At 69.6% G+C, this 23330-nt stretch carries 22 protein-coding genes; 13 read left to right on the forward strand and 9 right to left on the reverse strand.

Annotation, left to right across the window (positions count from 1 at the left end):
• Positions 1 to 2 precede the first annotated feature (2 nt).
• Positions 3 to 1835 (reverse strand): translational GTPase TypA, encoded by a 1833-nt coding sequence (gene typA, locus VFI59_08030; protein HET6713642.1) that lies wholly within the window; start codon positions 1833 to 1835, stop codon positions 3 to 5.
• 371 nt (positions 1836 to 2206) lie between these two features.
• Between typA and VFI59_08035 the strand changes: the two genes are divergently transcribed.
• The 6 genes from VFI59_08035 to VFI59_08060 all read left to right on the forward strand — a co-directional run bounded on the left by VFI59_08035 (position 2207) and on the right by VFI59_08060 (position 6575).
• A complete protein-coding gene (locus VFI59_08035; protein ID HET6713643.1) occupies positions 2207 to 3289 on the forward strand; it encodes an extracellular solute-binding protein in 1083 nt (360 codons plus the stop codon).
• Positions 3282 to 4202 carry an ABC transporter permease gene (locus VFI59_08040; GenBank protein ID HET6713644.1) on the forward strand — a complete coding sequence of 307 codons (921 nt, stop codon included), beginning with the start codon at positions 3282 to 3284 and terminating at the stop codon, positions 4200 to 4202. The genes VFI59_08035 and VFI59_08040 overlap by 8 nt, the downstream gene beginning before the upstream one ends.
• 8 nt (positions 4203 to 4210) lie before the next feature.
• The gene (locus VFI59_08045; GenBank protein HET6713645.1) at positions 4211 to 5089 is read left to right on the forward strand and encodes an ABC transporter permease; all 879 of its coding nucleotides are present in this window, start codon (positions 4211 to 4213) and stop codon (positions 5087 to 5089) included.
• Positions 5086 to 5919 carry a PPK2 family polyphosphate kinase gene (locus VFI59_08050; protein ID HET6713646.1) on the forward strand — a complete coding sequence of 278 codons (834 nt, stop codon included), beginning with the start codon at positions 5086 to 5088 and terminating at the stop codon, positions 5917 to 5919. The genes VFI59_08045 and VFI59_08050 overlap by 4 nt, the downstream gene beginning before the upstream one ends.
• A gap of 62 nt (positions 5920 to 5981) precedes the next feature.
• Entirely contained in the window at positions 5982 to 6275 is a 294-nt protein-coding gene (locus tag VFI59_08055) for a hypothetical protein (GenBank protein HET6713647.1), read from the forward strand.
• 60 nt (positions 6276 to 6335) lie between these two features.
• Complete coding sequence (locus VFI59_08060) at positions 6336 to 6575, forward strand: hypothetical protein (protein ID HET6713648.1); 240 nt, start codon at positions 6336 to 6338, stop codon at positions 6573 to 6575.
• 16 nt (positions 6576 to 6591) lie between these two features.
• On the opposite strand, the gene VFI59_08065 is transcribed toward VFI59_08060, so the two are convergent.
• The 4 genes from VFI59_08065 to VFI59_08080 all read right to left on the reverse strand — a co-directional run bounded on the left by VFI59_08065 (position 6592) and on the right by VFI59_08080 (position 10758).
• Complete coding sequence (locus tag VFI59_08065) at positions 6592 to 7557, reverse strand: YndJ family transporter (protein HET6713649.1); 966 nt, start codon at positions 7555 to 7557, stop codon at positions 6592 to 6594.
• Positions 7557 to 8546, reverse strand: a complete 990-nt coding sequence (locus VFI59_08070) for an epimerase (GenBank protein HET6713650.1) — start codon at positions 8544 to 8546, stop codon at positions 7557 to 7559. Before VFI59_08070 ends, VFI59_08065 begins: the two co-directional genes overlap by 1 nt.
• A gap of 95 nt (positions 8547 to 8641) precedes the next feature.
• Entirely contained in the window at positions 8642 to 9682 is a 1041-nt protein-coding gene (locus VFI59_08075) for a LacI family DNA-binding transcriptional regulator (protein HET6713651.1), read from the reverse strand.
• Positions 9683 to 9735: 53 nt separating this feature from the next.
• Positions 9736 to 10758 carry a class I fructose-bisphosphate aldolase gene (locus VFI59_08080; protein HET6713652.1) on the reverse strand — a complete coding sequence of 341 codons (1023 nt, stop codon included), beginning with the start codon at positions 10756 to 10758 and terminating at the stop codon, positions 9736 to 9738.
• Positions 10759 to 10881: 123 nt separating this feature from the next.
• On the opposite strand from VFI59_08080, the gene VFI59_08085 reads away from it, so the two are divergent.
• Positions 10882 to 11745, forward strand: coding sequence for a L,D-transpeptidase (locus tag VFI59_08085; GenBank protein HET6713653.1), 864 nt, complete (start codon positions 10882 to 10884; stop codon positions 11743 to 11745).
• A 28-nt stretch (positions 11746 to 11773) separates the two neighbouring features.
• Here the strand turns inward: VFI59_08085 and VFI59_08090 are convergent, their stop codons facing one another.
• Genes VFI59_08090 through VFI59_08100 form a run of 3 tightly spaced genes read right to left on the reverse strand, consistent with a single transcriptional unit; the run spans position 11774 to position 14609 of the window.
• Entirely contained in the window at positions 11774 to 12304 is a 531-nt protein-coding gene (locus tag VFI59_08090; GenBank protein HET6713654.1) for a maleylpyruvate isomerase N-terminal domain-containing protein, read from the reverse strand.
• 11 nt (positions 12305 to 12315) lie between these two features.
• A complete protein-coding gene (locus tag VFI59_08095; GenBank protein ID HET6713655.1) occupies positions 12316 to 13275 on the reverse strand; it encodes an SIS domain-containing protein in 960 nt (319 codons plus the stop codon).
• Positions 13272 to 14609, reverse strand: a complete 1338-nt coding sequence (locus VFI59_08100) for a hypothetical protein (GenBank protein ID HET6713656.1) — start codon at positions 14607 to 14609, stop codon at positions 13272 to 13274. Before VFI59_08100 ends, VFI59_08095 begins: the two co-directional genes overlap by 4 nt.
• Before the next feature lie 145 nt (positions 14610 to 14754).
• Here VFI59_08100 and VFI59_08105 point away from each other — a divergent pair, with 145 nt between their 5' ends.
• The 3 genes from VFI59_08105 to VFI59_08115 all read left to right on the forward strand — a co-directional run bounded on the left by VFI59_08105 (position 14755) and on the right by VFI59_08115 (position 18636).
• Complete coding sequence (locus tag VFI59_08105; GenBank protein HET6713657.1) at positions 14755 to 16230, forward strand: trimethylamine methyltransferase family protein; 1476 nt, start codon at positions 14755 to 14757, stop codon at positions 16228 to 16230.
• Between the two features lie 74 nt (positions 16231 to 16304).
• A complete protein-coding gene (locus VFI59_08110) occupies positions 16305 to 16985 on the forward strand; it encodes a B12-binding domain-containing protein (protein HET6713658.1) in 681 nt (226 codons plus the stop codon).
• Between the two features lie 88 nt (positions 16986 to 17073).
• On the forward strand, positions 17074 to 18636 hold the full coding sequence (locus VFI59_08115) for a hypothetical protein (protein HET6713659.1): 1563 nt from the start codon (positions 17074 to 17076) through the stop codon (positions 18634 to 18636).
• A gap of 9 nt (positions 18637 to 18645) precedes the next feature.
• On the opposite strand, the gene VFI59_08120 is transcribed toward VFI59_08115, so the two are convergent.
• A complete protein-coding gene (locus VFI59_08120) occupies positions 18646 to 19611 on the reverse strand; it encodes an acyl-ACP desaturase (protein ID HET6713660.1) in 966 nt (321 codons plus the stop codon).
• A gap of 261 nt (positions 19612 to 19872) precedes the next feature.
• Here VFI59_08120 and VFI59_08125 point away from each other — a divergent pair, with 261 nt between their 5' ends.
• From VFI59_08125 to VFI59_08135, 3 genes are read left to right on the forward strand one after another with little or no spacing between them, the layout of a single operon-like run.
• Positions 19873 to 21183 carry an FAD-dependent oxidoreductase gene (locus VFI59_08125; protein HET6713661.1) on the forward strand — a complete coding sequence of 437 codons (1311 nt, stop codon included), beginning with the start codon at positions 19873 to 19875 and terminating at the stop codon, positions 21181 to 21183.
• Complete coding sequence (locus VFI59_08130) at positions 21180 to 22031, forward strand: DUF1365 domain-containing protein (GenBank protein ID HET6713662.1); 852 nt, start codon at positions 21180 to 21182, stop codon at positions 22029 to 22031. Before VFI59_08125 ends, VFI59_08130 begins: the two co-directional genes overlap by 4 nt.
• Positions 22028 to 23215, forward strand: coding sequence for a cyclopropane-fatty-acyl-phospholipid synthase family protein (locus VFI59_08135; GenBank protein ID HET6713663.1), 1188 nt, complete (start codon positions 22028 to 22030; stop codon positions 23213 to 23215). The genes VFI59_08130 and VFI59_08135 overlap by 4 nt, the downstream gene beginning before the upstream one ends.
• Positions 23216 to 23330 lie beyond the last annotated feature (115 nt).

A 23330-nucleotide genomic window follows, 5' to 3' on the forward strand; every position in this document is an offset into this window, starting at 1 on the left:
CCCTATCCAAGCTTCGGACGGCCCCGGCGAGCGGCCTTCTGCCGCTCGTTCTGGTCGAGCAGCACCTTCCGCAGACGGACGTTCTTCGGGGTGACCTCGACGCATTCGTCCTCGCGCAGGAACTCGAGCGCCTGCTCGAGCGAGAGCTGCGTCTTCGGGATCAGCCGCACGAGCTCCTCCGCCGTGGACTGGCGGATGTTCGTGAGCTTCTTCTCCTTCGTCGGGTTCACGTCCATGTCCTCGGGTCGCGCGTTCTCGCCGACGATCATGCCCTCGTAGACGTCCTCGCCGGGCCCGACGAACAACGACCCACGCTCCTGCAGGTTCAGCAGCGCGAACTGGGTCGTCGAGCCGCGTCGGTCGGCCACGAGCGAGCCGCTCGGCCGGGTGCGCAGATCGCCGTGCCACGGCTCGTACCCCTCGAACACGTGGTGCAGCTGCCCGGTGCCCCGCGTCTCGGTCATGAACTCGGTGCGGAAGCCGATCAACCCGCGGGCCGGTACGAGGTACTCCATGCGGATCCACCCGGTGCCGTGGTTCACCATCTGCTCCATGCGACCCTTCCGCAGGGCGAGCAGCTGACTGATCACGCCGAGGAACTCCTCGGGCGCGTCGACGGCGACGCGCTCCATCGGCTCGAGGAGGTTCCCGTCGACCGTGCGCGTCACGACCTGGGGCTTGCCGACCGTGAGCTCGAAACCCTCGCGGCGCATCATCTCCACGAGGATCGCGAGCTGCAGCTCGCCGCGTCCCTGCACCTCCCACATCTCGGGTCGTTCGGAATCGAGCACGCGGATCGAGACGTTGCCCACGACCTCCTGGTCGAGCCGCGACTTCAGCAGGCGTGCCGTGATCTTGTCGCCATCCTGGCCGCTCAGCGGTGACGTGTTGATCGCGACGGTCATCGAGAGCGACGGCTCGTCGACGCGCGTGACCGGCAGCGGCCGCGGGTCGTCGGGGTCGGCGAGCGTCTCGCCGATCGTGATCTCGGCGATGCCGGCGATCGCGATGATCTCGCCGGGACCGGCCTCGTCGGCGTCGACGCGGTTGAGCGCGTCGGTCACGTACAGCTCGCTCAGCTTCTGTTGCTCGATCGTGCCGTCGGCCCGGCACCACGCCACCGGCTGCCCCTTGCGCACGATCCCGTTGAAGACCCGGCAGAGCGCGAGTCGCCCGACGTAGGGCGACGCATCGAGGTTCGTCACGAGCGCCTGCATCGGGTGACCGTCCTCGTACTGGGGTGCCGGAATATGCGCGAGCAGCGACTCGAACAGCGGCTTCAGGTCGTCGGCGAGCCCGTCGGGAGCCTCGCCCGCCTTCCCCTCCCGAGACACGGCGTACAGGATCGGGAACGAGATCTGGTGCTCGTCGGCGTCGAGGTCGAGGAAGAGTTCCTCGACCTCGTGCACGACTTCGTCGGGGCGCGCGTCGGCGCGGTCGACCTTGTTCACGACCAGGATCACCGGCAGCCGTGACTCCAGCGCCTTGCGCAAGACGAACCGGGTCTGCGGCAGCGGACCCTCGCTCGCATCGACGAGCAACAGCACGCCGTCCACCATCGTGAGCGCTCGCTCGACCTCGCCGCCGAAGTCGGCGTGGCCCGGCGTGTCGACGATGTTGATCTTCACGTCGCCGTACCGGACCGCCGTGTTCTTCGCGAGGATCGTGATGCCCTTCTCTCGCTCGAGGTCCATCGAGTCCATCACGCGCTCGGCGACGTCCTGGTTGTCGCGGAACGCCCCGGACTGCCACAGCATCGCATCGACGAGCGTGGTCTTGCCGTGGTCGACATGGGCCACGATCGCCACGTTGCGGATGTCGTCTCTGGTGGACACGCCGAACTCCGGTGGTCTGGATGCGGGTTACGGTCCGGTCGCGCGGACGCACGACGCGGTGAGTCTACAGGCGGACCCAACGTGACTCGTGGTCGTGGCGAACTCGGCAGCATCCAGCAAGGACAGGTCCGATGGGATAGAACACCGTTAGTCACAGACACGATCATCGGGAGGCGCGAGTGTCACATCCGAAGGACCGTTACCGACCGATCCATCGACGGGAGTTCATCCAGCGCGCGGCGGCCGCCGGTGTCGCTCTCCCGAGCCTCGCGGCGATCCTCGCGGCCTGCGGTTCATCGGAGCCGAGCTCGACCGGCGGTTCAGCCAGCGCCGAAGGACTCCAGCTCGCGCGACCCGACACACCGGTCACGTTGCCCATCACAGATGACAACCCGCCGATCGCGGATGGGCTGAGTCCGGAGTCGGGCCCGCTGAAGATCTTCGGCTACGCCGACTACATCTGGAAGAAGGTGCGCAACCAGTTCGGGGACAGCTTCGGCGGCGTCGACATCGAGTACACCGTGTTCGAAACGCCCGACGAGATGGTGTCGAAGATGCAATCGAACGCATCGGACTTCGACCTGATCGTCACGGTGACGCTCGAGAACATCGGCAAGCTCGCTCAGGGCGGCCTGATCCAGCCCCTGAACTACACGTACCTCCCGAACGTGGAAGGCAACCTCGCCACCGGCATCCCCGACTTCTACGACGTGGGACGGCAGTACTCGGTCCCGTACGTGATCTTCACCACCGGCGTCGCGTGGCGGAACGACCTGATCACCGACGACATCCTGAACATGGACAACCCCTACGACATCTACTGGGACACGGCGTACGAGGGTGAGACCCACCTCCTGAACGGCTCACGCGACATGCTCGCGGTCGGCCTGCTCCGCAAGGGGTACGACCCCAACGAGAGTGACCCGGCGATCCTGGACGAGGTCAAGCAGGACATGCTCGAGGGCGCCGATGCGATGGGCTGGAAGTACGACCACGTGGACTACACCGAACTCAGCGCGAACCAGTGGAAGGTGCACAACACGTGGTCCGGACAGATGGCCTACTACCAGTACTACCTGCCGAAGGGCCTCGATATCACCGCCCTCTCATATGCCTGGCCGCCCCAAGGGTCCGGCGGGAGAGACGGCCTGCTCTCACACGACCTGTTCGCGATCTCGAAGGGCGCCACGAGCCCGGTGCTCGCCCACGAGATGATCAACTTCCTCTACGAACCGACGAACGCGATCACGAACTACTCGTACGAGGGTTACCAGCCGACCGTCGAGTCGTTCGACGAGGAGAGCGCCGTGAAGGATGGGTACCTCCCCGAGAGCCTGACCTACACGATCGTCACCGCCGACATGATCCCGATGGGGGTCACCGAGCTCGAGCTCGAGCCCGCTGTGAACCAGCTCTATCAGCAGATCTACCAAGAAGTCACCGGCGGTGCGTGAGAGGAACACGGACGGAGGGAGCTGGTTCCCCCGCTGGTTCTGGCCGTCGTTCGCCGCACCCGCGACGACCTGGCTGCTGCTGTTCTTCGTGCTGCCGTTCTACGTCGTGCTCTCGGTCGCCTTCGGCACGCTCGACCCGATCTTCCTGACCGCGAAGCCCGTCTACAACCCGGTGCAGTGGGACGTGACGGCCTTCCGCGGCGTGGTCGGGAACCTGTTCACGAGTGGATCGATCGAACAGCAGACATTGGGACGAACGATGGTGTACGTGGGGATCGCGACGATCGCGTGCCTGCTGATCGGGTATCCGGTCGCGTACTTCATCGCTCGGCACGCGAGACGCACGAAGGTCTTCTTCCTGATCGCGTTCATCGCTCCGTTCTGGATCAGCTACATGATGCGGATGTTCGCCTGGGTGAACCTGCTCCAACCCGACGGTTACGTGAACCGCATCCTCGAGTCCTTCGGGATCATCAGTGAACCCAGGCTCTGGTTGAACGGGAAACCGTCGACCGTGATCTTCGGACTCATCTACGGGTACGTGCCGTTCATGATCCTGCCTCTGTTCGGGACCCTCGACAGGATCGAACGATCGACGATCGAGGCCGCACGCGACTTAGGCGCAGGTCAGTTCCGGGCCTTCACGCGGGTCACGTTGCCGCTCTCCAAGCAGGGCATCCTGGCCGGCTGCATCATCGTGGCGCTCCCGATGTTCGGTGACTACTTCACACAGACCCTGCTCGCGAGTACTCGGCAGACCGCGATGTTCGGCAACCTGATCGTCGCGTCGATCGAGAGCTCCCTCGTGAACGCAGGTGCCTCACTGGTGGTCCTGCTGTTGCTGCTGTTACTGATCCCCATGCTCTACTACCTTCGGAGCACGAACGTGGCTGTCGAGTTGGCAGAGCGATGAGCGCCCAGATGACGGTCGACCGACCGAGCGCCACGAGGCGGTTCGGCGCGTGGGTCTTGAACCCGTGGTCGCAGGCACGGTTCCTGTGGATCGCCGCGATCGGCTACGTCGTGTGGACGATCGTGCCCGTCGCGATCGCGGTCGCGTTCTCGTTCAACGCCGGCAAGGCACAGACCACGTGGCAGGGATTCTCGATCAACCGCTGGTACACGCGCGATGTGAACGCCGTATTCCAAGACCCCGCACTGCGCGCGGCTCTGATGCAGAGCCTGAAGCTGTCCACGCTCACGGTCCTGATCGCGGTGCCACTCGGCATCGCATTCGCGATCGCCCTCGACCGCTGGCGAAGCCGATCGGCTCGAACCACGGATTTCGTGATGCTCTTCTCGTTCATCACACCGGAGATCGCGATCGGGGTCGGGCTCTTCCTCATGATGACCCAGCTCCTCACCTCCGTCGGTCTCGGGTTCAGAGCGCAGGTCCTCGGGCTCTCGATGTACGAGATGGCGTACACCGTGATCATCGTGCGAGCGCGCCTCCTGTCGATCGGGCGAGGTTACGAGGAGGCCGCCATGGATCTCGGGGCCTCGCCGATGCGCGCGATCCAGCGCGTCCTGCTCCCGCTGCTGACCCCGGCGATCATGGCGAGCGTGGCCATCGTGTTCGCATCGTCGATCGACAACTTCGTGATCTCGCAGCGACTGTGTGCCTCGGCCAGCTGTCAGACGATCCCGATCGTCATCTACAGCTCGGCCCGACGCTCGCCGCTGCCCTCGCTGAACGCCCTCGCGTCCATCACGCTCGCCGCCTCGACGGTCATCATCACCCTCGCCTTCGTCGTGTACCGCCGCTTGACAGCTCGGGAACGGGGGGAATCCGCGAGATGACTCGACAGCCCGCGATCACCGACCTGCTGCGACCCGACGGTGAGGGGGCGATCCTGCCCGGCATCGACCCGCGCTCGACGCCGGGCGTCGACGACCGCGGGGCCGCCGAGGCCGAGCTGCCGGCGCTCGCCGATCGTCTCGACGAGCTGCAGGAGCGGCTCTGGGTCGAGAGCTCGCGCTCGCTCCTCGTGGTGCTCCAGGGGATGGACACGAGCGGGAAGGGCGGCACGGTGCGCCACGTCTTCTCGTCGATGAACCCGGCCGGCGTGGAGGTCGCATCGTTCAAGAAGCCGACCGAGGAGGAGCTCGCCCACCACTTTCTGTGGCGCATCGAGCAGCGGCTGCCGCTGCCCGGCGAGGTGACCGTCTTCGACCGCTCCCATTACGAGGACGTGCTCGTGGTCCGCGTGCGCTCGCTCGTCCCCGAGGACGTCTGGCGAGCCCGCTACCGGGAGATCGTCGCGTTCGAGGAACGGGTCGCCGCCGCCGGTACGACGATCGTGAAGTGCATGCTGCACATCTCCTACGACGAGCAACGGGAACGACTGCTCGCCCGCCTCGACGACCCTTCGAAGCACTGGAAGTTCCACGAGGCCGACATCGAGGAACGGACCCGCTGGCAGGACTACCAAGCAGCGTACGAAGCCGCGATCCGGGAGTGCTCGACCGAGACCGCCCCCTGGTTCGTGATCCCGGCCGACCGCAAGTGGTACCGGAACTGGGCGATCTCGAAGCTGATGGTCGAGACGCTCGAAGCCATGGATCCGCAGCTGCCTCGGCCCGACCTCGACGTCGAGGCCCTGAAGGCGAGGCTGCAACCACCGAACTGACGGAACCGATGCACCGGGCCTGACCGGATCCATCCGTCAAAATCGACGCGTACCATCGTCTGATGCGCGCCAACACGGTTCGGACGTTCGCCACACTCGCGCTGCTCGGCCTCGTGCTCGCGTCGTGCTCGAGCCCAGAGGGAAGTGAGGCGGGCCCGGCGCCATCACGGTCCGCCGAGGACTCGGCCGCCGACGCCACGCCCGGACCCACGGGCAGCGTTGAGGGAGGCGGCGAAGGCGGAGGAAGGGTGCCCGAGGTCTTGCGCTTCTCCGCCCCGCGACTCGGCGGTGGCACGGTCGAGGGCGAAGACTTCTCCGGCGAAGACGTCGCGCTCTGGTTCTGGGCGCCGTGGTGAACGACGTGCCAGGGGGCCGCCCCTGAAGTCGCGCGGGTCGCGCGAGCCTACGAGGACGAGGTGGCCTTCGTCGGGGTGCCGGGCAACGACGATGCCGAGAACATGCAGGCGTTCGTCGACGAGTTCGGGCTCGGGTTCCCACAGGCCGTGACCGAGGACGGTTCCCTCTGGGCGCGGTTCGACGTCGCGTATCAGCCTGCGTGGGTGTTCGTCGACGACTCGGGCGAGACCACCCTGGTGCCCTACGAGTTGCCCCGGGCCGAGCTCGAACGCGTGCTCGACGACCTGATCGCGACCTGACCGGCTCGGGACGGCATCAGCCCTCGAGCTCGTCGGGCACGTCGACGAGTGACCACCCGAACAGCCCTCCGACCACGAACCCGAGCCCACTCACGGTGCCGTGCAGCTCGAGCATGCGCGTGACGGACAACGTGTAGTCACCGCTCCATCGTCCGAAGGCGAACTGGACCGCGAGCACCAGCGCGAAGAGCAGGGACCCTGCCGACACGACGAGGAGGGCGGTCGACCCGGCGGTGCGGCCACGGTGCATCGCGCCCATGAGCATCACCACGGCGAGCACGAGCAGCGCTCCCGACAGGAGCAGCGACCCGACGACGTCGAGAACGCCTCGTTCGCTCACGAGCCCGGCGGCGAGCACCGGGATCGCCACGACGGTCACGACGCCCGCCGCGCCGGCCACCGATCGCGGGCGGCGCCTGGTCGCTGCGGCTCGGGTCCGGTCCGCGACGATCGCCGCGCCGAACCCCGCGAACGTCAGGTGCACAGCGGCGAGCGCGACGCGGGTGTCGGAGAGCCCCATCGGGCGCAGCTGCCCTCGCCAGGCAACGAGGCTCGCCGCCCCGAGGGCGAGGAGTACGAGCCCTGCGACGGGAACGATCAGCTTGGCGCGCGGCGACGGGCCGAGCACCACCCATCGCACACCGGCCCACAAGGCGATCCCCGTCACCACGACCCACGGCGCCGTGATCCACGCCGACATCGCCCCCGGTTCGGCCAGGATGCTCACGACCACGAGCACCCCAGCGGGCAAGGCGAGGAGTCGGGCGAGGGCCAGCGCCTGCTCCGGCCCCCCGGCCGGTGGGCGCACCAGCGCCAACCCGAGCGGCACGACGACGAGCGGCCCGACCAGCCAGAGCCCCTCGAGCAGCCCGATCCGCTCCGAGAGCGGGCCGGTCGCGAGCGCGAAGATCGCGACCCACACGACGGTCCCGACGATCGCGTCGAGCGGCGGGCCAGATAACGATCGACGGGCGGCACTCATCAGCGTCCGCTCGCGTGCCAAGCGGCGAGCAGTGAGCGCTCGCGGTCGGGGTCGAGTCCCGCCTTCATGACGCCCTGGGGTCGCGTGCGATCCCAGGCGAGCGTATCCCGCACCGTCTCGATCGGCGCACGGCACGTCAGGCCGGCCTCGAACGCCCGGCTCGGATCGTACGCGTGGAAGCCCGGTGCCTCGGGCCACCAGAGCGGGAACGCCTCGTGCGGATCGTCGGCCTCACCCTCGAAGGCTTCAGCGATGAAGGCGTCGTCGACCCACGCTACTCGCGTGTCGGTCCCGGCCGCAGCAGCCGCCTCACCGATCAGGCCCCCCAGGGTCATCGTCGGAGCTCGATCGACGACGCCGTACACGCCGGGCGTGGCGCCCTCGGCGAGGGCGAGCACGAACGCCGCCAGATCCCGGGCATCGACCCACTGCAGGCCGTAGTCCGCCGGCGCGGGTGCAAGCATCTCCCCCCCGGCCGCACCTCGACGCACCCAGGAGGTGAAGCGGTCGGTCTGGTCGTGAGGACCGACGATGAACCCCGGGCGGATCACGCAGGCTCGGTCGCCGAAGACGTCGATGACCTCCCGCTCACACGCAACCTTCAGCGGCCCGTACGTCTCGTCGGTCACATCCTCCGTGTCGGGGAACGGTTGCTCGAACGTCGGCGAGTCCTCGGTGCCGCCCGGCGGCAGGTCCTCGGGGTGCGCCGAGAGCGACGAGATGAAGCCGTACCAGCCGCTCCCGGCGAGCAGCTCCGACGACGAGCGCACGGCCCGAGGCACGTAGCCGCACGTGTCGACCACTGCATCGAACGAGCGACCCGCGAGCGCGTCGACCCCCTGTTCCCGGTCGCCGATCACGTGCTCGGCCTCGGGGAACAGCTCGGTCGGGGTGCGATGGAACAGCGTGACCTCGTGACCGCGTTCGATCGCGAGCTCGCTGAGCGCGCGGCCCGAGAACCGCGCGCCGCCGATCACCAAGAGCTTCATACGACTCCTTCTCCTCGCGGAAGCGCTCCACGGGTACTACCACGTCCGTCACCCGCTCGACGCGGCGACTCATCCCCGCGCGGTGGACGCGCGACTCATCCCCGCGCGGTGGACGCGCGAGGCACCACCTTCGTCGAGATCGTCACGGGGGAGGGATCGGTCACGGTGCCTTCGACCAGATCGGCCAGCATCTCGGCGGCGGCCGTGCCGAGGTCACGCGGGTGTAGCTCGAGAGAGGTGAGCGGCGGTTTCGTGCCGTCGGCCAGCCCGCGATCGGAGAGCGTGGCCACCATCAGGTCGCCTGGCACGTCGATCCCTCGCCGGGCGCATTCTGCCAGCACGGCCATCGCGTACGACTCGGAGAGGCAGTACAGGGCATCGGGCGCGTCGGGTGCGTCGAGGCAGCCCGCCGCGGCCGTCCGCGCGATCTCTTCGAACCCGACCCACGTTCGCGGCGATGCCCAGTCGACGTGCTCGGTGGCGTAGACCCACGGCTCCGAGCCGCGGCGTTCGCACCACGCGCGGTACGCCGCCAGGCTGTCGGATTCGAAGGACTCCCCGATCGACAACGTCATGACTCCCACGCGGCGGGCGCCGGACCCCACGAGGTGATCCAGCATCGCGGCGGTGCCGACCGGGTAGTCGTTGTCGACGACCCTCGTGTCGACGTCGCCCTCGGGCAGCTTGCCGACGGTCACGATCGGCACCGCCCGGTTCCGCAGCTCGCGAACCGCGGGGTCGTCGGGCACCGGATCGACGACGATCAGGCCGTCGAGCGGCAGCCGGTCCCAGATCGTCGCCTCGCCCGACGGCACGATGACGAGCGCTAGCCCACGCGCGATCGCGGTGGCGGTCGCCGCGTCGATCAGGTGGGCGTTGTGCACGAACTCCTCGATCAGCTCGTGCACCCCGTCGGGGAGCGACACGGTCAAGGCCACCAGCCCCGTGCGTCCCGACGCCAGCTGCCGACCCCGGGGGTCGGGCCGGTACCCGAGGCTCTCGGCGACCTCCCGGACGCGCTGTCGCGTTCCCTCGGAGACCCCGCCCTTCTCGTTGAGGGCGTGGGAGACGGTGGTGATCGACACGCCGGCCGCCCGCGCGACGTCTCGGATGCCCACGTGGCGGCGTTCAGTCATTTCGTGATGATAGAACCCCGGAGGCATGACCTCGGGCGACCGGCAAGGAGTGTTTACGCTGCAGAGGTTTCCAGGTTACTCCGGTACGCGCCGGTCCGCGCCAGGCCGTTCATGCGGGCCCGGTGGGCCAGCGCCGCCTGGGCGGCCGCGACGTTCGCGTCGTCGCCTCGCCAGGCCGCGAGCGAAGGCGCCTGCAGCGCCCGTCCGTAGGAGAAGCTCAGCTCCCAGGGTAGGGAGCCTGCACCGATGCGGTTCATCTCGTTCAGCCGGCTCGTCGCGTGCTCGTCGCTCATGCCCCCCGACAGGAACACGACGCCGGGCACCTCGGTGGGAACGTGCGCGGTGAGGCACCCGACCGTCGCCTCGGCGATCACGACGTCGGCGTCCTGCGTGGGGCATCCCTTCCCCGGCACGACCATGTTCACCTTGAGCAGCGAGCCCGGGAGGTCGATCCGCGCCGTCGCGAGAGCCGAGTAGAGCGCGTCGAGCGTACGCCCGGTCGCCGCCTCGCACGCGGCGAGGCCGTGGTCGCCATCCATCAGCACCTCGGGCTCCACGATCGGCACGATGCCTGCCTCCTGGCAGAGCGCCGCGTAGCGGGCCATCGCATGCGCGTTCGCCGCGATCGCGCCGTCGGTGGGCAGCCCCTCGCCGATCGAGATCGTGGCCCGCCACTTCGCGAACCGTGCGCCGAGCTCCACGTACTCGGCGAGCCGCTCACGCAGGCCATCGAGCCCCTCGGTCACGGTCTCGCCGGGGAACAGCGCCAGCGGCTTCGCGCCGGTATCCACCTTGATCCCTGGGATCACGCCCGCGTCGACGAGCACGTCGACGAACCGGCGTCCGTCGTCGGTCGACTGGCGGATCGTCTCGTCGTAGAGGATCGCCCCGCTGATGTGTTCGCCGATCCCGGGAGTCGTGAAGAGCAGCTGGCGATAGCGCCGGCGCGCGTCCTCGGTCGACTCGACGTCGATCGAGGCGAAGCGTTTCGCGATCGTGCCGGTCGATTCGTCGGCCGCCAGGATGCCCCTGGACGGCGCCACCAGCGCCCGTGCGGTCTCCTGCATCGAGGTCATCGTCGTCCGGTTCCGATCGATGGAACCGCTCCCGCATCCAGCCTATCGCCGTGATGGTGGCCCCCCGCCGCGGGCAACACGGCGTCGCCTTCAGATGCAGTGGAGCACGGCCGATAGGGGTGCATGCGCAACCTCAACCTGCGCGCGTCGTGGGTGGCGATCGGGATCGCGCTCGCCCTCGCGGTCGCCTCACCCGTCGCGTCCGGGCTCACGGGCATCGCCGGTGCGGTGCAGGTCGACCTCGTCGCCGGGGCCGTCTCGAACGCGCACGACCTGGAGGCGTTCGGCGACGCCGGCACCGTCGCGGCCACGGGGGGAACGAAGGAGCCGGGTCGGTCACGAGCCGCGAGCGCGGCGCCGAGCGCGCCACGACCCGCCGAGCGCACGAAGCACCTGCTCGTGCGCGTCCCTCGCGACCTCGCGGTCCGCGCCCGCCCCGACGCCCACGCTCGGGTGGTCGGCAGGATGCCGAGCGGATCGAAGTACTACGACGTGGCGGTCACGGCCTGGGTCGAGGAGGTTTCCCCCGACGGCCGCTGGGGCCGGGTCGAGATCCCGTACGTCTGGCCGCGGCGCCAGGGATGGATGCCCCTGCGAGGGCTCGCCAGGCGCACGACGGGCATCGAGGTCCACGTCGATCTCTCCGAGCACCGCGTCACGGTCACGAAGCTCGACCGGCTGCTGTTCGGCATGCCGGCAGCGACAGGGGCGGCGGCGTCGCCGACGCCTCCCGGCGAGTACTTCGTGACCGACCGCATCCCGTTCTCGGGCGGATACCTCGGCACCTTCGCGTTCGGCATCTCGGGCATCCAGCCGAAGCTTCCGCCCGGGTGGAGCGGCGGGAACCAACTCGCGATCCACGGCACGAACGACCCGTCGTCGATCGGACGATCGGCGAGCGCCGGGTGTCTCCGCGTGAGCGAGCGCTCGCTCGATCGCCTGAAGCCGCTGTTGCAGCTCGGCACGCCGGTGATCGTCGTCCCCTGACGGAGAAGCTCCTCGCTGGGCCGACCCCCTACGTGGCCCGCTCCTCCACGATCGCACGCAGCTGACGGAGGTGCGCGTCGGCGTGACGGAACGGGCCCGGTGGGCCGCCGAGCATGTTCCCGAGCCGGGCTCCTGCGGGCGTGCGCCCTCGCGAGGTCCCCGGACGCTTCCAGCGAGCGTCGCCGAAGGCCTCCAGCCGGGCGAGCAGCCGCTCGTGGGTCGCCTCGGAACGCCGACGCTGGTCCGCCGGGCGCCGGGCAGCCTTCCTCGCGACGGCGTCGCGGTTGAGCGTCGAGGTGCTCGTCGACCAGATCACCGCGTCGATCGCCGGCCCGTGATCCTCCTCCCAGGCATCGAGGGCCTCCAGCGCGTACTCCTGCCAGCTCTCGAGGTGACCGAGCAGGTCCTTCGGCGACCAGTCGCCCCCTCCGAGTCCCGTGGTCGTTCGGTCCCTCGACGACAGCCGATCGTACAGAGCGAACGTCTCCCGCATGCCCTCGTCGACGATGCGGATCGCCCGCCGCCTCGACGGCACCTGATCGGTCTCGTCCCGTCCCATCGTCGGCGAGCCTACGCCTGCGCGTCCTGCGCGAGCCACCACCGCGCCGCGACGAGCTCGGCCACGAGGACCTCGGTGAGCAGCGCCGCGTCGGGGTTGCCGTCGTGGCGGTACCGCACGGTGCGGTCCACCCCGTCGACGTCGCCGCCGACGGCGACGACCCGGGAGCCTCGATCGCGCATCCAGGCGATGATCGCCGGGTCGGAACGCGAGCCGGCGAAGAGCAACGCCCGGTAGTCCAGCGGCTTCGTGAGGTACACGTCGACGTGCAGCCAGTCCCCCGCCTCGCACGCGCCGGCGGTGCGGCGGGGTCCCTCACGGAGCATGAGCGCGCCTTGTTCCGCCGAGGAGAGCCGCTCAGCCGGCGCGATCGTGAACGTCGCGGGCCCCTCTGCGAGCAGGTCGCCCACCCCGGGCAGCCACGTATCCCGGCGCTCGAGCAGGTCCTCGCTCGCCTCGGCGGCCCGGCGCACCGCGCCGGCGACGTCGCCGCCCCCGGCCGTCGAGGCCTCGAGAGCCAGCAGCAGGGCGAGCGTGTGTTGGAACGACCGGCACGCCACCCCGCCGTCCTCGTCGCCCGCGAGCATCGGCACGACGGCGTCGGCGGCCCGCTCGATCGCCGAGCCGGACCGGTTCGTGAGCGCAACGGTCGTGCTCGAACCCCCGTGCCTCGCGAGCGCCTCGATCGTCTCCTCGGTGGCCCCGCTGGCGGAGATTCCGATGGCGAGCACGCCGTCGCCGGGCGGCGTCCCGACCTCGAGCGACGCGTACTCGCCGACCGCATCGACGCCGGCGGCACGCATCCTCGTCGCGGCGACGCCCGCCGCGAACCTCGACGATCCCATGCCGATCATCACGATCCGCTCCGGACGCCGCCTCGGCCAGAGCTCGGCGGCATCGAGGGAGTCGGCGAGGGCGCGCAGCATCTCGGGCTTGCGCTCGAGGTCGCGCAGGAACGCCTGCGGGTTCACGGGGTCTCCTGCGGGAACATCGCCCTGATCGCCAGGTCCGGCACGTATCGCCACCGTGGCAGGAACCTGGCCGCGTACACGTACTCGTGGCATTCCTGCGCGACCTCGAGCGGTCTCAACAGGCGCTCGTCGAACAGCTGCGGCATCCCGCGATCGTCGAGCTCGCCGTGGTACGCGTCGAGGAACCCTCGCCGGCTCGCCTCGATCCACGACGCGACAGCGCCATCGTAACCGGGTCGCCGCGTCGACGCGACCCGCCCGAGGTGATCGATCGACCGCACGAACGCGGCGACGTCGCGCACCGGCGTATCGGGTGCGCCCCGCTCGGCCGGCGGGGCCATCGGGTTCCCGTCGAAGTCGGTGACGGCGTAGCCGTCCCGCCACTCGAGCACCTGTCCGACGTGGAAGTCGCCGTGGATCCTGGTCGTGACGGCGCCCGTCGCCTCGCCGAGCCGGTCCACCTCGGCACGGATCGCATCGGCACGCGCCGCGAGCCGGGCGCCCTCATCGCCGTGGGTGAGCGCGATGGCCTCGTCGGCGACGGCCAGGGCTGCTCGCCGCCAGGCATCGGCGGTCGACGCGTCGGCCGCGGCGACGGGGTGCGGCACGACGTCGGACGCCGTCGCGAATGCGATGTGCATTCCCGCACCGATGCGCCCGAGCGTCGCCGCGGGCCCGAATGCTGCCTCCTCGTCGACAACGCCGTCGAGCCACCCGAGCAGCCGCGCAAGGTACCAGTCCCAGCCGTCACGGGCCGCGGGAAGGAACGAGGCCGCCGTCGCGAGCACGACCTCCTCGCCCGCCGGCGACCGCCACCGCAGCGCCCCGAGCGGTGTGGGCAGGTGGGGGAACCCGACGGCGGCGAGGTGCACGGGCAGTTCGAGGCCCGGCTGCGGGCCCGGGGACGTGAGGGGGAACAGCTTCACCACCGCCGACCCGCCGACGACCACCGAGTCGTTGGACTGGTCCACGTCGATCGCGACCTCGTCGTCCCCCTCGCCGTCGAGCCCCGTGCCGAACGCCTCGCCCCGGAAGGCGCCGTCGGAGCGTTCCCGTCGCATCGTCTGGAGGATCGCTGCGAACGCGCCGTCGCCGGCCGCGGCGCGCCTGGGCGACCGATCGGCGCCGGCGACGGGGACGACGGCGAACCCTCGTTCGACCCCCGCGATCACGAGGGCTCGGCCGGGGCCGAGATCCAGCTGATCGAGCGGCTCAGCCCCGGGCTCGGACGTGGTCGTCTCGCGCCGGCGCGGCGGGAGCAGCTCGTGCCTCGGCGCCGCGCGCAGCCACGACGCCACCGCGGTGCGACCGCCGTTCACCTCCGCCGCCGACATGCCGGCGAGCTTACCTGCCGCGACCGTCCTCACCTGCAGGAACGCCTGTGCCGGAAGTGAAGCCAGTCTTGACCCGCGGTCGGGGCGACGCTGGACCACCTCCCAGAACGCGGGTACGGTCCCGGGCGATCTCTGGACGAAAGGCATGCCCACCATGGCCGGCCGCACGATCCGCCATATCGAGCACACGCGACGCATCGACATCCTGAGCGAGCAGGAGCTCGAGGACATCCGTGAGGCGAGCCTCGAGGTACTCGGTCGGACCGGCATCGAGGTGCGATCCGAGCGGATGCTGAAGGAACTCGGCAAGGCCGGCGCCGTGATCGACGAGTCGATCGGGCGGGCACGCTTCCCCAGAGACGTGTCGCTCGGCGCGCTCGCCCAGGTGCCGCTCAACCTGCCGCTGTCCTCACGCGAGCCCGGGCTCGATCTCACGCTCGATGGCACGCGGGGTTACCTGGGGGTCGACGGTAACGCCGCCGAGGTGCTCGACCTCGAGACCGACGAGCGCCGAGCCTCGAACAAGAGCGACTGCGAGACGGCCACGCGGATCGGCGACGCCCTGCCGCAGGTCGGCTACATCTGGCAGCCGGCATCGGCGCGCGAGTTCCCGGTGCCGATCGAGCCGCTGAACAACTTCCAGGCCAACCTGCACAACACCGGCAAGCACGTCTGCATGATGACGGCGGTCACGCCCGAGCAGGCCCGCGCGGTCGTCGAGATGGCCACGATCGCGGCCGGCGGCGAGATCGACCTGCGTGAACGTCCGATCGTGAGCGCGTTCCAGTGTTCGGTGTCCCCGCTCGTCTACGACGGCGGGCCGCTCGAGGCGGCGGTCGAGTTCGCGAACGCCGGCGTGCCGTGCGGGTTCATGGTGATGCCGATCCTCGCCGCGACGGCGCCGATCAGCCGGGCCGGCACGCTCGTGATCTCCAACGCCGAGGTGCTCGCCGGCGTGATCTCGTTGCAGCTGCTCGCCCCGGGCGCCCGCACGTTCTTCGGGTCGTGCGCGACCACGATGGACATGCGATCGGGCGCCGCGCTCTGCGGTGGTCCCGAGGACCTCGTCTTCCAGATGGGCAACGCGCAGCTCGCGCGCAGCTACGGGCTGAAGTCGATGATCGGCACGTTCGCGAGTGGCTCGAAGTCCGCGGACTGGCAGGCCGGGGCCGAGAACGCGCTGAGCGGTTTCGCGAGCTGGATCTCCGGTGTCGACCTGTTCTCCGGCGCTGGCCTGCTCTACGCTGCCCGCGTGTTCAGCCACGCCCAGCTCGTGCTCGACGCCGAGCTGTTCGATCTCGTCGCCTCGACGGCCGAAGGGGTGCGGTCGACCGCCCCCGAGGAGCTCGCCGTCGAGGTGATCGACGCGGTCGGGCCGGGGCAGCACTTCCTCGATCAGGAGCACACGCTCGAGCGCATGCACGACGTCTGGCCCTCGAAGTACTTCAGCCGCAACTCCTGGGAGGAGTGGGAGGCAGAGGGTCGCCCGGTCCCGAAGCAGAAGGCGACCGACGAGGCGAAGCGCCTGATCGCCGAGCACGAGGCCCACCCACTGCCCGACGGCGCTGCCGATGCGATCCAGAAGGTGATCGACGACTTCGAGGAGGAGCACGTCCGGTAGGGCCCCGTTATCGGCGCTGCGCGGGCCTGGGATAGCCTCGCGGCGCGCTTCCCCGCAACCCGAAAGGAACGACGATGTCCGAGGAACTGCTCGAGATCCTGCGGGTGAACCTGATGGGCGCGAAGAAGGAACCCGCGCTCGAGGCCACCCAGATGCTGGTCGACCAGGGAGTCGACCCCGTGATCATCCTGGAACAGGGCATGGCCGCGGCCATGTTCGAGCTGGGAGAGCGCTGGAAGCGCGGCGAGGTGTTCCTGCCCGAGGTCGTCGCCTCGGCCACGCTGTTCAAGAGGTGCAACGAGATCGTGGAGCCTGCGCTGCTCGCGAAGGGTGGCGCGAGGAAGGGCGAGCTCGTGGTGACCGCCACGGTGAAGGGCGACCTGCACGACCTCGGCAAGAACATGGTCGGGGCGATGCTGAAGACCGTGGGCTTCGAGGTGCACGACCTCGGCAAGGACGTGCCCACCGAGAAGATCATCGATGCGGTGAAGGAGCTGAGCCCCGCGATCGTCGGCCTGTCGGCCCTGCTCACCACGACGGTCCCGCAGCAGAAGGTCGTGATCGAGGCGCTCGAGGCCGAGGGTCTGCGTGACACGGTCAAGGTCATGGTCGGGGGCGCCCCGGTCACCGAGGAGTGGGCCACTTCGATCGGCGCCGACGGGTTCGCCCCCGACGCCCCCGAGGCCGTGCAGAAGGCGCTCGAGCTGGTGGGCCGCGGCGCCAACGAGGCGGAGGCTGTGCTCGGCGGCGTCTGACGATCGACGCCGCTCCGCTCCGATCCGCAGGCGATGCCCGTAGGATGGGTCGGTCCGTCGACCATCGGTGATCCCAAGGAGGCCCCCCGTGTTCGAGCGTGGCTCGGTCCGCGCCCGACGAAGGTTCACATCGCTCGTCGTCGTCGCCGTCGCAGCGTGCCTGGTCCCGCAGACGGCGATGCAGTCGTCCGCGGCGCCGGCACGCCCCGGGCTCCGGCCCGCGACTCCGGAGCTGATCGAGCGAGCGGTTCGTCGCGGTGAGCTCTCCGAGGCCCGGGGGGCCTTGTATCTGACATGGGCGTTCACCGCCCCGTCGAGGCTGCCCGAGGCCTACGTGAGCGAGACCCCCTGGTCTGGCACCCTGCCGTTGCTCCGGCTTCGAGAGCGCCTCCTGGCGCTGGGCGATGCGCCGGCCGCCGTCGCGGCTCGCATCGAGCTCCGCGGTCGCACGTTCGCCTGCCCGGGCACGAGCGGATCGCTCCCACAGACGAAGTCGACCTCGCACTTCTACGTCCAGTACCGGGCTTCGGCCTTGCAGGCGCTGTCGATCGGGCAGTACGCGACCGCCCTCGAGACCACGTGGAAGACCGAGATCGGCAGGTTCGGGTGGGCGAAGCCGCCGCCGGACCCGGTCAGCTACCCGCCGGGCCGGCGCTACCCGGTGCGGATCGAGAACCTCGGCACCGGGCTGTACGGCTACGTCGCCGGCACACGCCTAGCGCACGACAACCCCTCGACCCCATGGAACGACCGGGACGCGGTCGCCACATGCATGGTGCTGAACCGGAACTTCGGACCGTTCCCCGGCACGCCGCTCGACGCCCTGCGTGCGACCGCCGCCCACGAGTTCAACCACTCGATCCAGTTCGGCTACGGTGCCCTCGCGGGCGCTGTTAGAGCGAGCGACGTCATGGTGGAGGGCCTGGCCACCCAGATGGAAGACGAGGTCTTCGACTCCTCGAACGACAGCTACTACTACCTCTGGCCGGATCTCGCCACCCCGATGGGTCGCTACACCAAGTCGCCCTACCCGTACTGGGTAGTGTTCCGGGCCATGGCCGAACGCTTCGGCTCTGGCGAGCGCAACGGCTCGGAGGCCGTCTACCAGGCCTTCTGGGAACAGATCGGCAAGGGCAACGCGACCAACCTCGCCGCGCTCGCCAAGGCGTTCAAGAGCGAGCACACGACCCTCGCCGAGTCGTACCACGGCGCCGCGATCGCACTGCGGTTCCTGGCCGACTGTTCACCCACGCCGCGGAAGTACTGCCTCGACGAGGGGCCGGCCTACGAGGTGACTGCGGGTCCCAACGACGACCACGCGACCCTCGGTGCCGCCCCGGACTCGCTCTCGCGGACGATCCCGAACGACTTCGCGCTGAACTGGATCGGCTTGCCCACGGCCGCGGGGACCGACCTCACGGTCACCCACGACCGCGGCAAGGGCGTGTTGCGGGTGGGCGTCGCCTGCCTGGCCGGCGATGCGGTCTCGGTCAGACCGATCGGCACGGCCACGAGGAGCGATGCCGCCGCCAGATCCGGCCTCGATCTGTCAGGGTGCGACGCCGCGAGCGCGGTGATCTCGAACGTGAAGATGACCGCCGCGACGCCGACGTCGATCACGCGGACCGACTACACGATCGCGACCGGGTAGACGTCTCGGTCAGGCCGTGCCGATCGGGTCGCTGGAGAGGTCACCGCGCACCGGTCCGAGGGGTTCGCCGAGCTTCGACGCGACCCGGTCGAGCCTCGCGACGTACACATAGATCTCGTCTCGCAGACGCTTCGCGCGGTCGCTGAGGCCGTGCAGGTCGGCGAGCTTCCAGTGCTTGTCGAGGATCGGCCGCAGCACTTGGTCGTGATGGATGCGCAGGTTGTAGATGCCGGCCTGCGCCATCGCCTTGGCCTTCTCGCGGAAGCCCGGGATGCCCGCGCCGGGCATCGCGAAGTTCGTGATCTGGCGGTGCATCGCCTCGACCATCGCGTCCGGGTCGAGCTCGATCGCGCTCACCGCCATGTCGCGGTAGAAGACGTAGTGCAGGTTCTCGTCGGTGGCGACGCGCGAGCACAGCTTCTCGGCCGACCCGTCGTCGGTGCTCGCACCGGTGTTGCGGTGGGAGATGCGGGTCGCGAGCTCCTGGATCGTGGTGAATACGACCCCGTCGAGCGGCCCCTGTTCGGCGAACTCCGGATACCAGCCGCGGAGCGCCTGATCCATGCGTCCCTGTTCGAGCAGCGTGGGGTCGACGCCACGCGTAACCGTGAGGTAGTCGCGCAGCACGATCGCGTGACGGCCCTCCTCGGCCGTCCAGCGTCGGACCCACTCTCCCCAGGCCTCCTCGTCGCCGAACGTGCGCCAGAGGCTGAGGTGGTAGTAGGGAAGGTTGTCCTCCGTGAGCAGGTTGACCTCGAGAGCCGTCTGCGCCACGTCGGGGAGCCGTGAGTCGGCGGCCTGCCAGGGCTCCTTGATGAAGTTGCGGCCCTCTTCATAGGGCACGTAGTCGTGCGGCATCCACTCCGAGGTGGTGGCCACGTGGCGGTCGAGAGCGGAGCCCACCTGGGGCATCAGCTCGTGCAGGATCGCCTCGTTGGACATGCGGGGTGCGCCCGCTCCGTTCGCTGACGTCATGTGCTCACTCCTCGGATCGGTTCCGGTACGTCGGCCCGTCGGTGCTGCATAGCTCTTTGCATAGGTTCAGCACCAGAACCTCTGCACCGCTCTGACACGCTGGGGTGTATCGCTCAAAGAGCGGTGTGGCGGATCACCTCCAAGGGTACCGCGTGCACCGGCCGGTCCGCCGGAAAGCATCCGACGCTCGGTCAGGCGCGAAGACGTGATCGGCGGTCGGATCACCCCGGCGGCCGGGACGACATGGATGAGGAGTCGTACGTGAAGATCGCCGTGATCGGCAGTGGTATCTCGGGACTGGGCGCCGCCTGGGCCCTCTCCCGTCACCACGCGGTGACGGTGTTCGAAGCCGAGGATCGTCTCGGGGGCCACGCAAACACCGTGGAGATCGAGGACCGTGGACGCCTCGTGCCCGTCGACACCGGTTTCATCGTCTACAACGAGCGCAATTACCCGAACCTCGTGCGCCTGTTCGAGGCGACCGGCGTGGCGACCGAGCCCAGTGACATGTCGTTCTCGGTCTCGGCCGACCGCGGCGCGTTCGAGTACCGCGCTCGTGCGCTCGGGCTGCTGGCGCAGCCGTCGAACCTGTTGCGCCCGTCCTACCGGCGGATGGCCCGTGAGATCGTGCGGTTCAGCCGCGAGGCGAAGGCCCTGATCGGGCGGGCACCCGCCGAGTCCACGGCCGACTGGCTCCGACGCGCCGGCTACTCGTCGGCGTTCCGCGATGACTTCCTGCTGCCGATGGTCGCGTGCATCTGGTCCTCGAACCTGCGGCAGATGCTCTCCTATCCGGCGGCGACGATGGCCGGCTTCCTCGACAACCACGGTCTGCTCGATCTCGGGAACCGTCCACAGTGGCGCACGGTGACGGGCGGCAGCCGGGAGTACGTGCGCCGGGTCGCCGCGAGCCTCGACGACGTCCGACTCGCCACGCCGATCGCCTCGGTGCAGCGCGAGGCCGACTCGGTGCTCGTCCGCGATCCGAACGGACATGCGGAGCGCTTCGACCACGTGGTCGTCGCGACGCACGCCGATACCGCGCTGGCGATGCTCGGCCGCGACGCCACACCCGAGGAGCGGGGCCTGCTCAGTGCCTTCCGCTACCAGGAGAACCTCGCCGTGCTCCACTACGACCCGGCAACCATGCCGCAGCGACGCCGGGCGTGGTCGAGCTGGAACTACCAGGCGCGCGAGCGTAGCCTCGAGGGCGAGCGAGCCGTCTCACTTACGTACTGGATGAACCTGCTGCAGAACCTCGACACCGAGCGTCCGGTGTTCGTCACGCTGAACCCGATCGAGGAACCGCGCGATCGGATCACATCGTTCGTCTACCACCACCCCCAGTACGATCGGGCGTCCGTCGACGCCCAGTCGGCGCTGCCGTCGGTGCAGGGGGTGCGCCGCACATGGTTCTGCGGCAGCTACTGCGGATACGGGTTCCACGAGGACGGGCTGCGCGCCGGCCTGGGGGTCGCCGCGAGCCTCGGAGCTCCCGCGCCGTGGACGACCGAGCCGCGCGTGCCGGCCGACGTCTCGACGATCGAACCCGAACCGGTTCCCGTCGGATGACCGTGCACAGCGCCCTCTACCTCGGCACCGTGATGCACGAGCGATCGTTCCCCCGTCGGCATCGTCTGTCGTACGGGGTCTGGTACCTGCTCGCCGACCTCGACGAGCTGCCCGAGCTCGACCGGCGGGTGCCCGGCTTCGGGTTGAACCGGCCGGCGCCGGTGAGCTTCCACGAGGTCGACCATGGGGCGCGCGACGGATCGCCGCTGCGCCCGTGGATCGAGGGACGGCTCGCCGAGGGGGGCGTCGATATCGAGGGCGGGCCCGTGCGCGTCCTCACGTTCCCTCGCGTCTTCGGCTACGCGTTCAACCCGATCTCGGTGTGGTTCTGCCATGGACCCGACGGCGACCTGCGCGCGATCCTCTACGAGGTCTCGAACACCTTCGGGGAATGGCACGACTACCTCGTGCCCGTCTCCCCCGGCGACGTGACCGGCAACGGCCGGGGGCGCAGCGTGCGGACGGTCTTCGACAAGGAGCTGTTCGTCTCGCCCTTCATCGACATGGCCGCGACGTACGACTTCTCCACGCGCGTGCCGGACGAGCGGGTCTCCGTCGTGGTGCGGGAGACCGCGGCCGGCGGCCGGGTGCTGGTGGCTACGCTGGGTGCACGCCGCCGGCCGCTCACCGGGCGCTCGCTGGTGTCGGTGCTGCTCCGCTACCCGCTGGTCACCGTGAAGGTGATCGGAGGGATCCACTGGGAGGCGCTGAAGCTGTGGCGCAAGGGCGCACCATACCGCCGGCGAGGGGCGCCACCCGCCTCGCCGATGACGGTGGTGCACGGCGCCAACCGCCCGGCCCGGGTGCCTTCCGGCATGGGTTCGGACCGGGGTACGCTCGTGCGATGAACGCGCTCGTCGGTGCCGCCGAGCGACGCATCCTCGACATCGTCGGGGCGCGTGTCCGCGCGGGACGGGCTTCGATCACGCTCCCCGACGGCACGCACCGCCTGTACGATGGTCGCGATCCAGGGCCGGCCGCGCACGTCACGCTGCATCGGTGGCGGCCGCTCCGGCTCGTCACCACGACCGGCGCGATCGGCCTCGCCGACGCCTACGTGCGCGGCGATTACGACGTCGACGACCTCGAGGCGTTCCTCGAGCTGTGCGCCCTCCATCTCGAGCCGCGATACCGCGACCCGGTGCCGGCGTGGCTCCACCGCTTCGGACGGTGGGCGTGGCGAGTGCTCGGAGATCCGTCGCGGCCGCGCGGACCGCTCACCGACATCGTGCAGCACTACGATCTCGGCAACGACTTCTACGCCGAGTGGCTCGACGAGACGATGACGTACTCCTCGGGCATCTTCGACGCGGGCGATTCGCTTGCCGACGCGCAGCGGCGGAAGTACCGGCGGCTCGCCGCCCGCACGGGGGTTCAGGAAGGCGATCACGTGCTGGAGATCGGCTCGGGCTGGGGCGGGTTCGCGGTGTACCTGGCCGGCGAGCTCGGCTGCCGGGTCACGATCGTGACGGTCTCGAAGGAGCAACACGAGTACGTCGAGAAGCTCGTCGTCGAACACGGGCTCGTCGATCGCGTCGACGCCCGACTGCAGGACTTCCAGACGCTCGAGGGTTCCTACGACCGGATCGTGTCGGTGGAGATGATGGAGTCGATCCCCAAACAGCTGTGGAACCCATTCTTCCGGCAGCTCCGTGCGCGCGTGCGTTCCGGAGGATCGATCGGCCTGCAGCTGATCGTGGTCGCCGACCGTCATTGGCGTGAGTCCGACGAGCACCCCGACTTCGTCCGACGCTACATCTTCCCGGGCGGGCAGGTGCCCGCGCCGCGGGTGCTCCACGAGCTCGCCGCGCGACATCGGCTCGCCTGGCGCGAGGACGAGGGCTTCGGCGGCTCGTATGCCCGCACGCTCGGGTGCTGGCTCGAGCGCTTCGACGCGGCGTGGCCCGGCATCTCGACGATGGGCTTCGACGAGCGCTTCCGCCGCATGTGGCGCTACTACCTCGCGTACTGTGGCGCGGGCTTCGCGAGCGGCCGCACCGACGTGCGGCAGATCGTGCTCGACCCGGCCTGACCCGTTCCGCGTCGGCGGTGGCGGCCTCGGCCCGATGGCGGGGGAAATCGGCCGAACGTCGCTTCCCCTGCCGCGCAGGTCAAGACGAGAGCCGGCCGACGCCGATACGTGCAGC

The sequence above is a fragment of the Actinomycetota bacterium genome (genome assembly GCA_035697485.1).
Lineage (GTDB): Bacteria > Actinomycetota > UBA4738 > UBA4738 > HRBIN12 > JAOUEA01.

Bases quoted from the DNA above. Each gene is read 5' to 3' on its own strand.
- VFI59_08075 (HET6713651.1), bottom strand. From the start codon at position 9,682: ATGACTGAACGCCGCCACGTGGGCATCCGAGACGTCGCGCGGGCGGCC.
- VFI59_08065 (HET6713649.1), bottom strand. From the start codon at position 7,557: ATGAGTGCCGCCCGTCGATCGTTATCTGGCCCGCCGCTCGACGCGATC.
- VFI59_08120 (HET6713660.1), bottom strand. From the start codon at position 19,611: ATGACGTCAGCGAACGGAGCGGGCGCACCCCGCATGTCCAACGAGGCG.
- VFI59_08090 (HET6713654.1), bottom strand. From the start codon at position 12,304: ATGGGACGGGACGAGACCGATCAGGTGCCGTCGAGGCGGCGGGCGATC.
- VFI59_08055 (HET6713647.1), top strand. From the start codon at position 5,982: ATGCGCGCCAACACGGTTCGGACGTTCGCCACACTCGCGCTGCTCGGC.
- VFI59_08080 (HET6713652.1), bottom strand. From the start codon at position 10,758: ATGACCTCGATGCAGGAGACCGCACGGGCGCTGGTGGCGCCGTCCAGG.
- VFI59_08050 (HET6713646.1), top strand. From the start codon at position 5,086: ATGACTCGACAGCCCGCGATCACCGACCTGCTGCGACCCGACGGTGAG.
- VFI59_08085 (HET6713653.1), top strand. From the start codon at position 10,882: ATGCGCAACCTCAACCTGCGCGCGTCGTGGGTGGCGATCGGGATCGCG.
- VFI59_08110 (HET6713658.1), top strand. From the start codon at position 16,305: ATGTCCGAGGAACTGCTCGAGATCCTGCGGGTGAACCTGATGGGCGCG.
- VFI59_08045 (HET6713645.1), top strand. From the start codon at position 4,211: ATGACGGTCGACCGACCGAGCGCCACGAGGCGGTTCGGCGCGTGGGTC.
- VFI59_08130 (HET6713662.1), top strand. From the start codon at position 21,180: ATGACCGTGCACAGCGCCCTCTACCTCGGCACCGTGATGCACGAGCGA.
- VFI59_08100 (HET6713656.1), bottom strand. From the start codon at position 14,609: ATGTCGGCGGCGGAGGTGAACGGCGGTCGCACCGCGGTGGCGTCGTGG.
- VFI59_08105 (HET6713657.1), top strand. From the start codon at position 14,755: ATGCCCACCATGGCCGGCCGCACGATCCGCCATATCGAGCACACGCGA.
- VFI59_08070 (HET6713650.1), bottom strand. From the start codon at position 8,546: ATGAAGCTCTTGGTGATCGGCGGCGCGCGGTTCTCGGGCCGCGCGCTC.
- VFI59_08135 (HET6713663.1), top strand. From the start codon at position 22,028: ATGAACGCGCTCGTCGGTGCCGCCGAGCGACGCATCCTCGACATCGTC.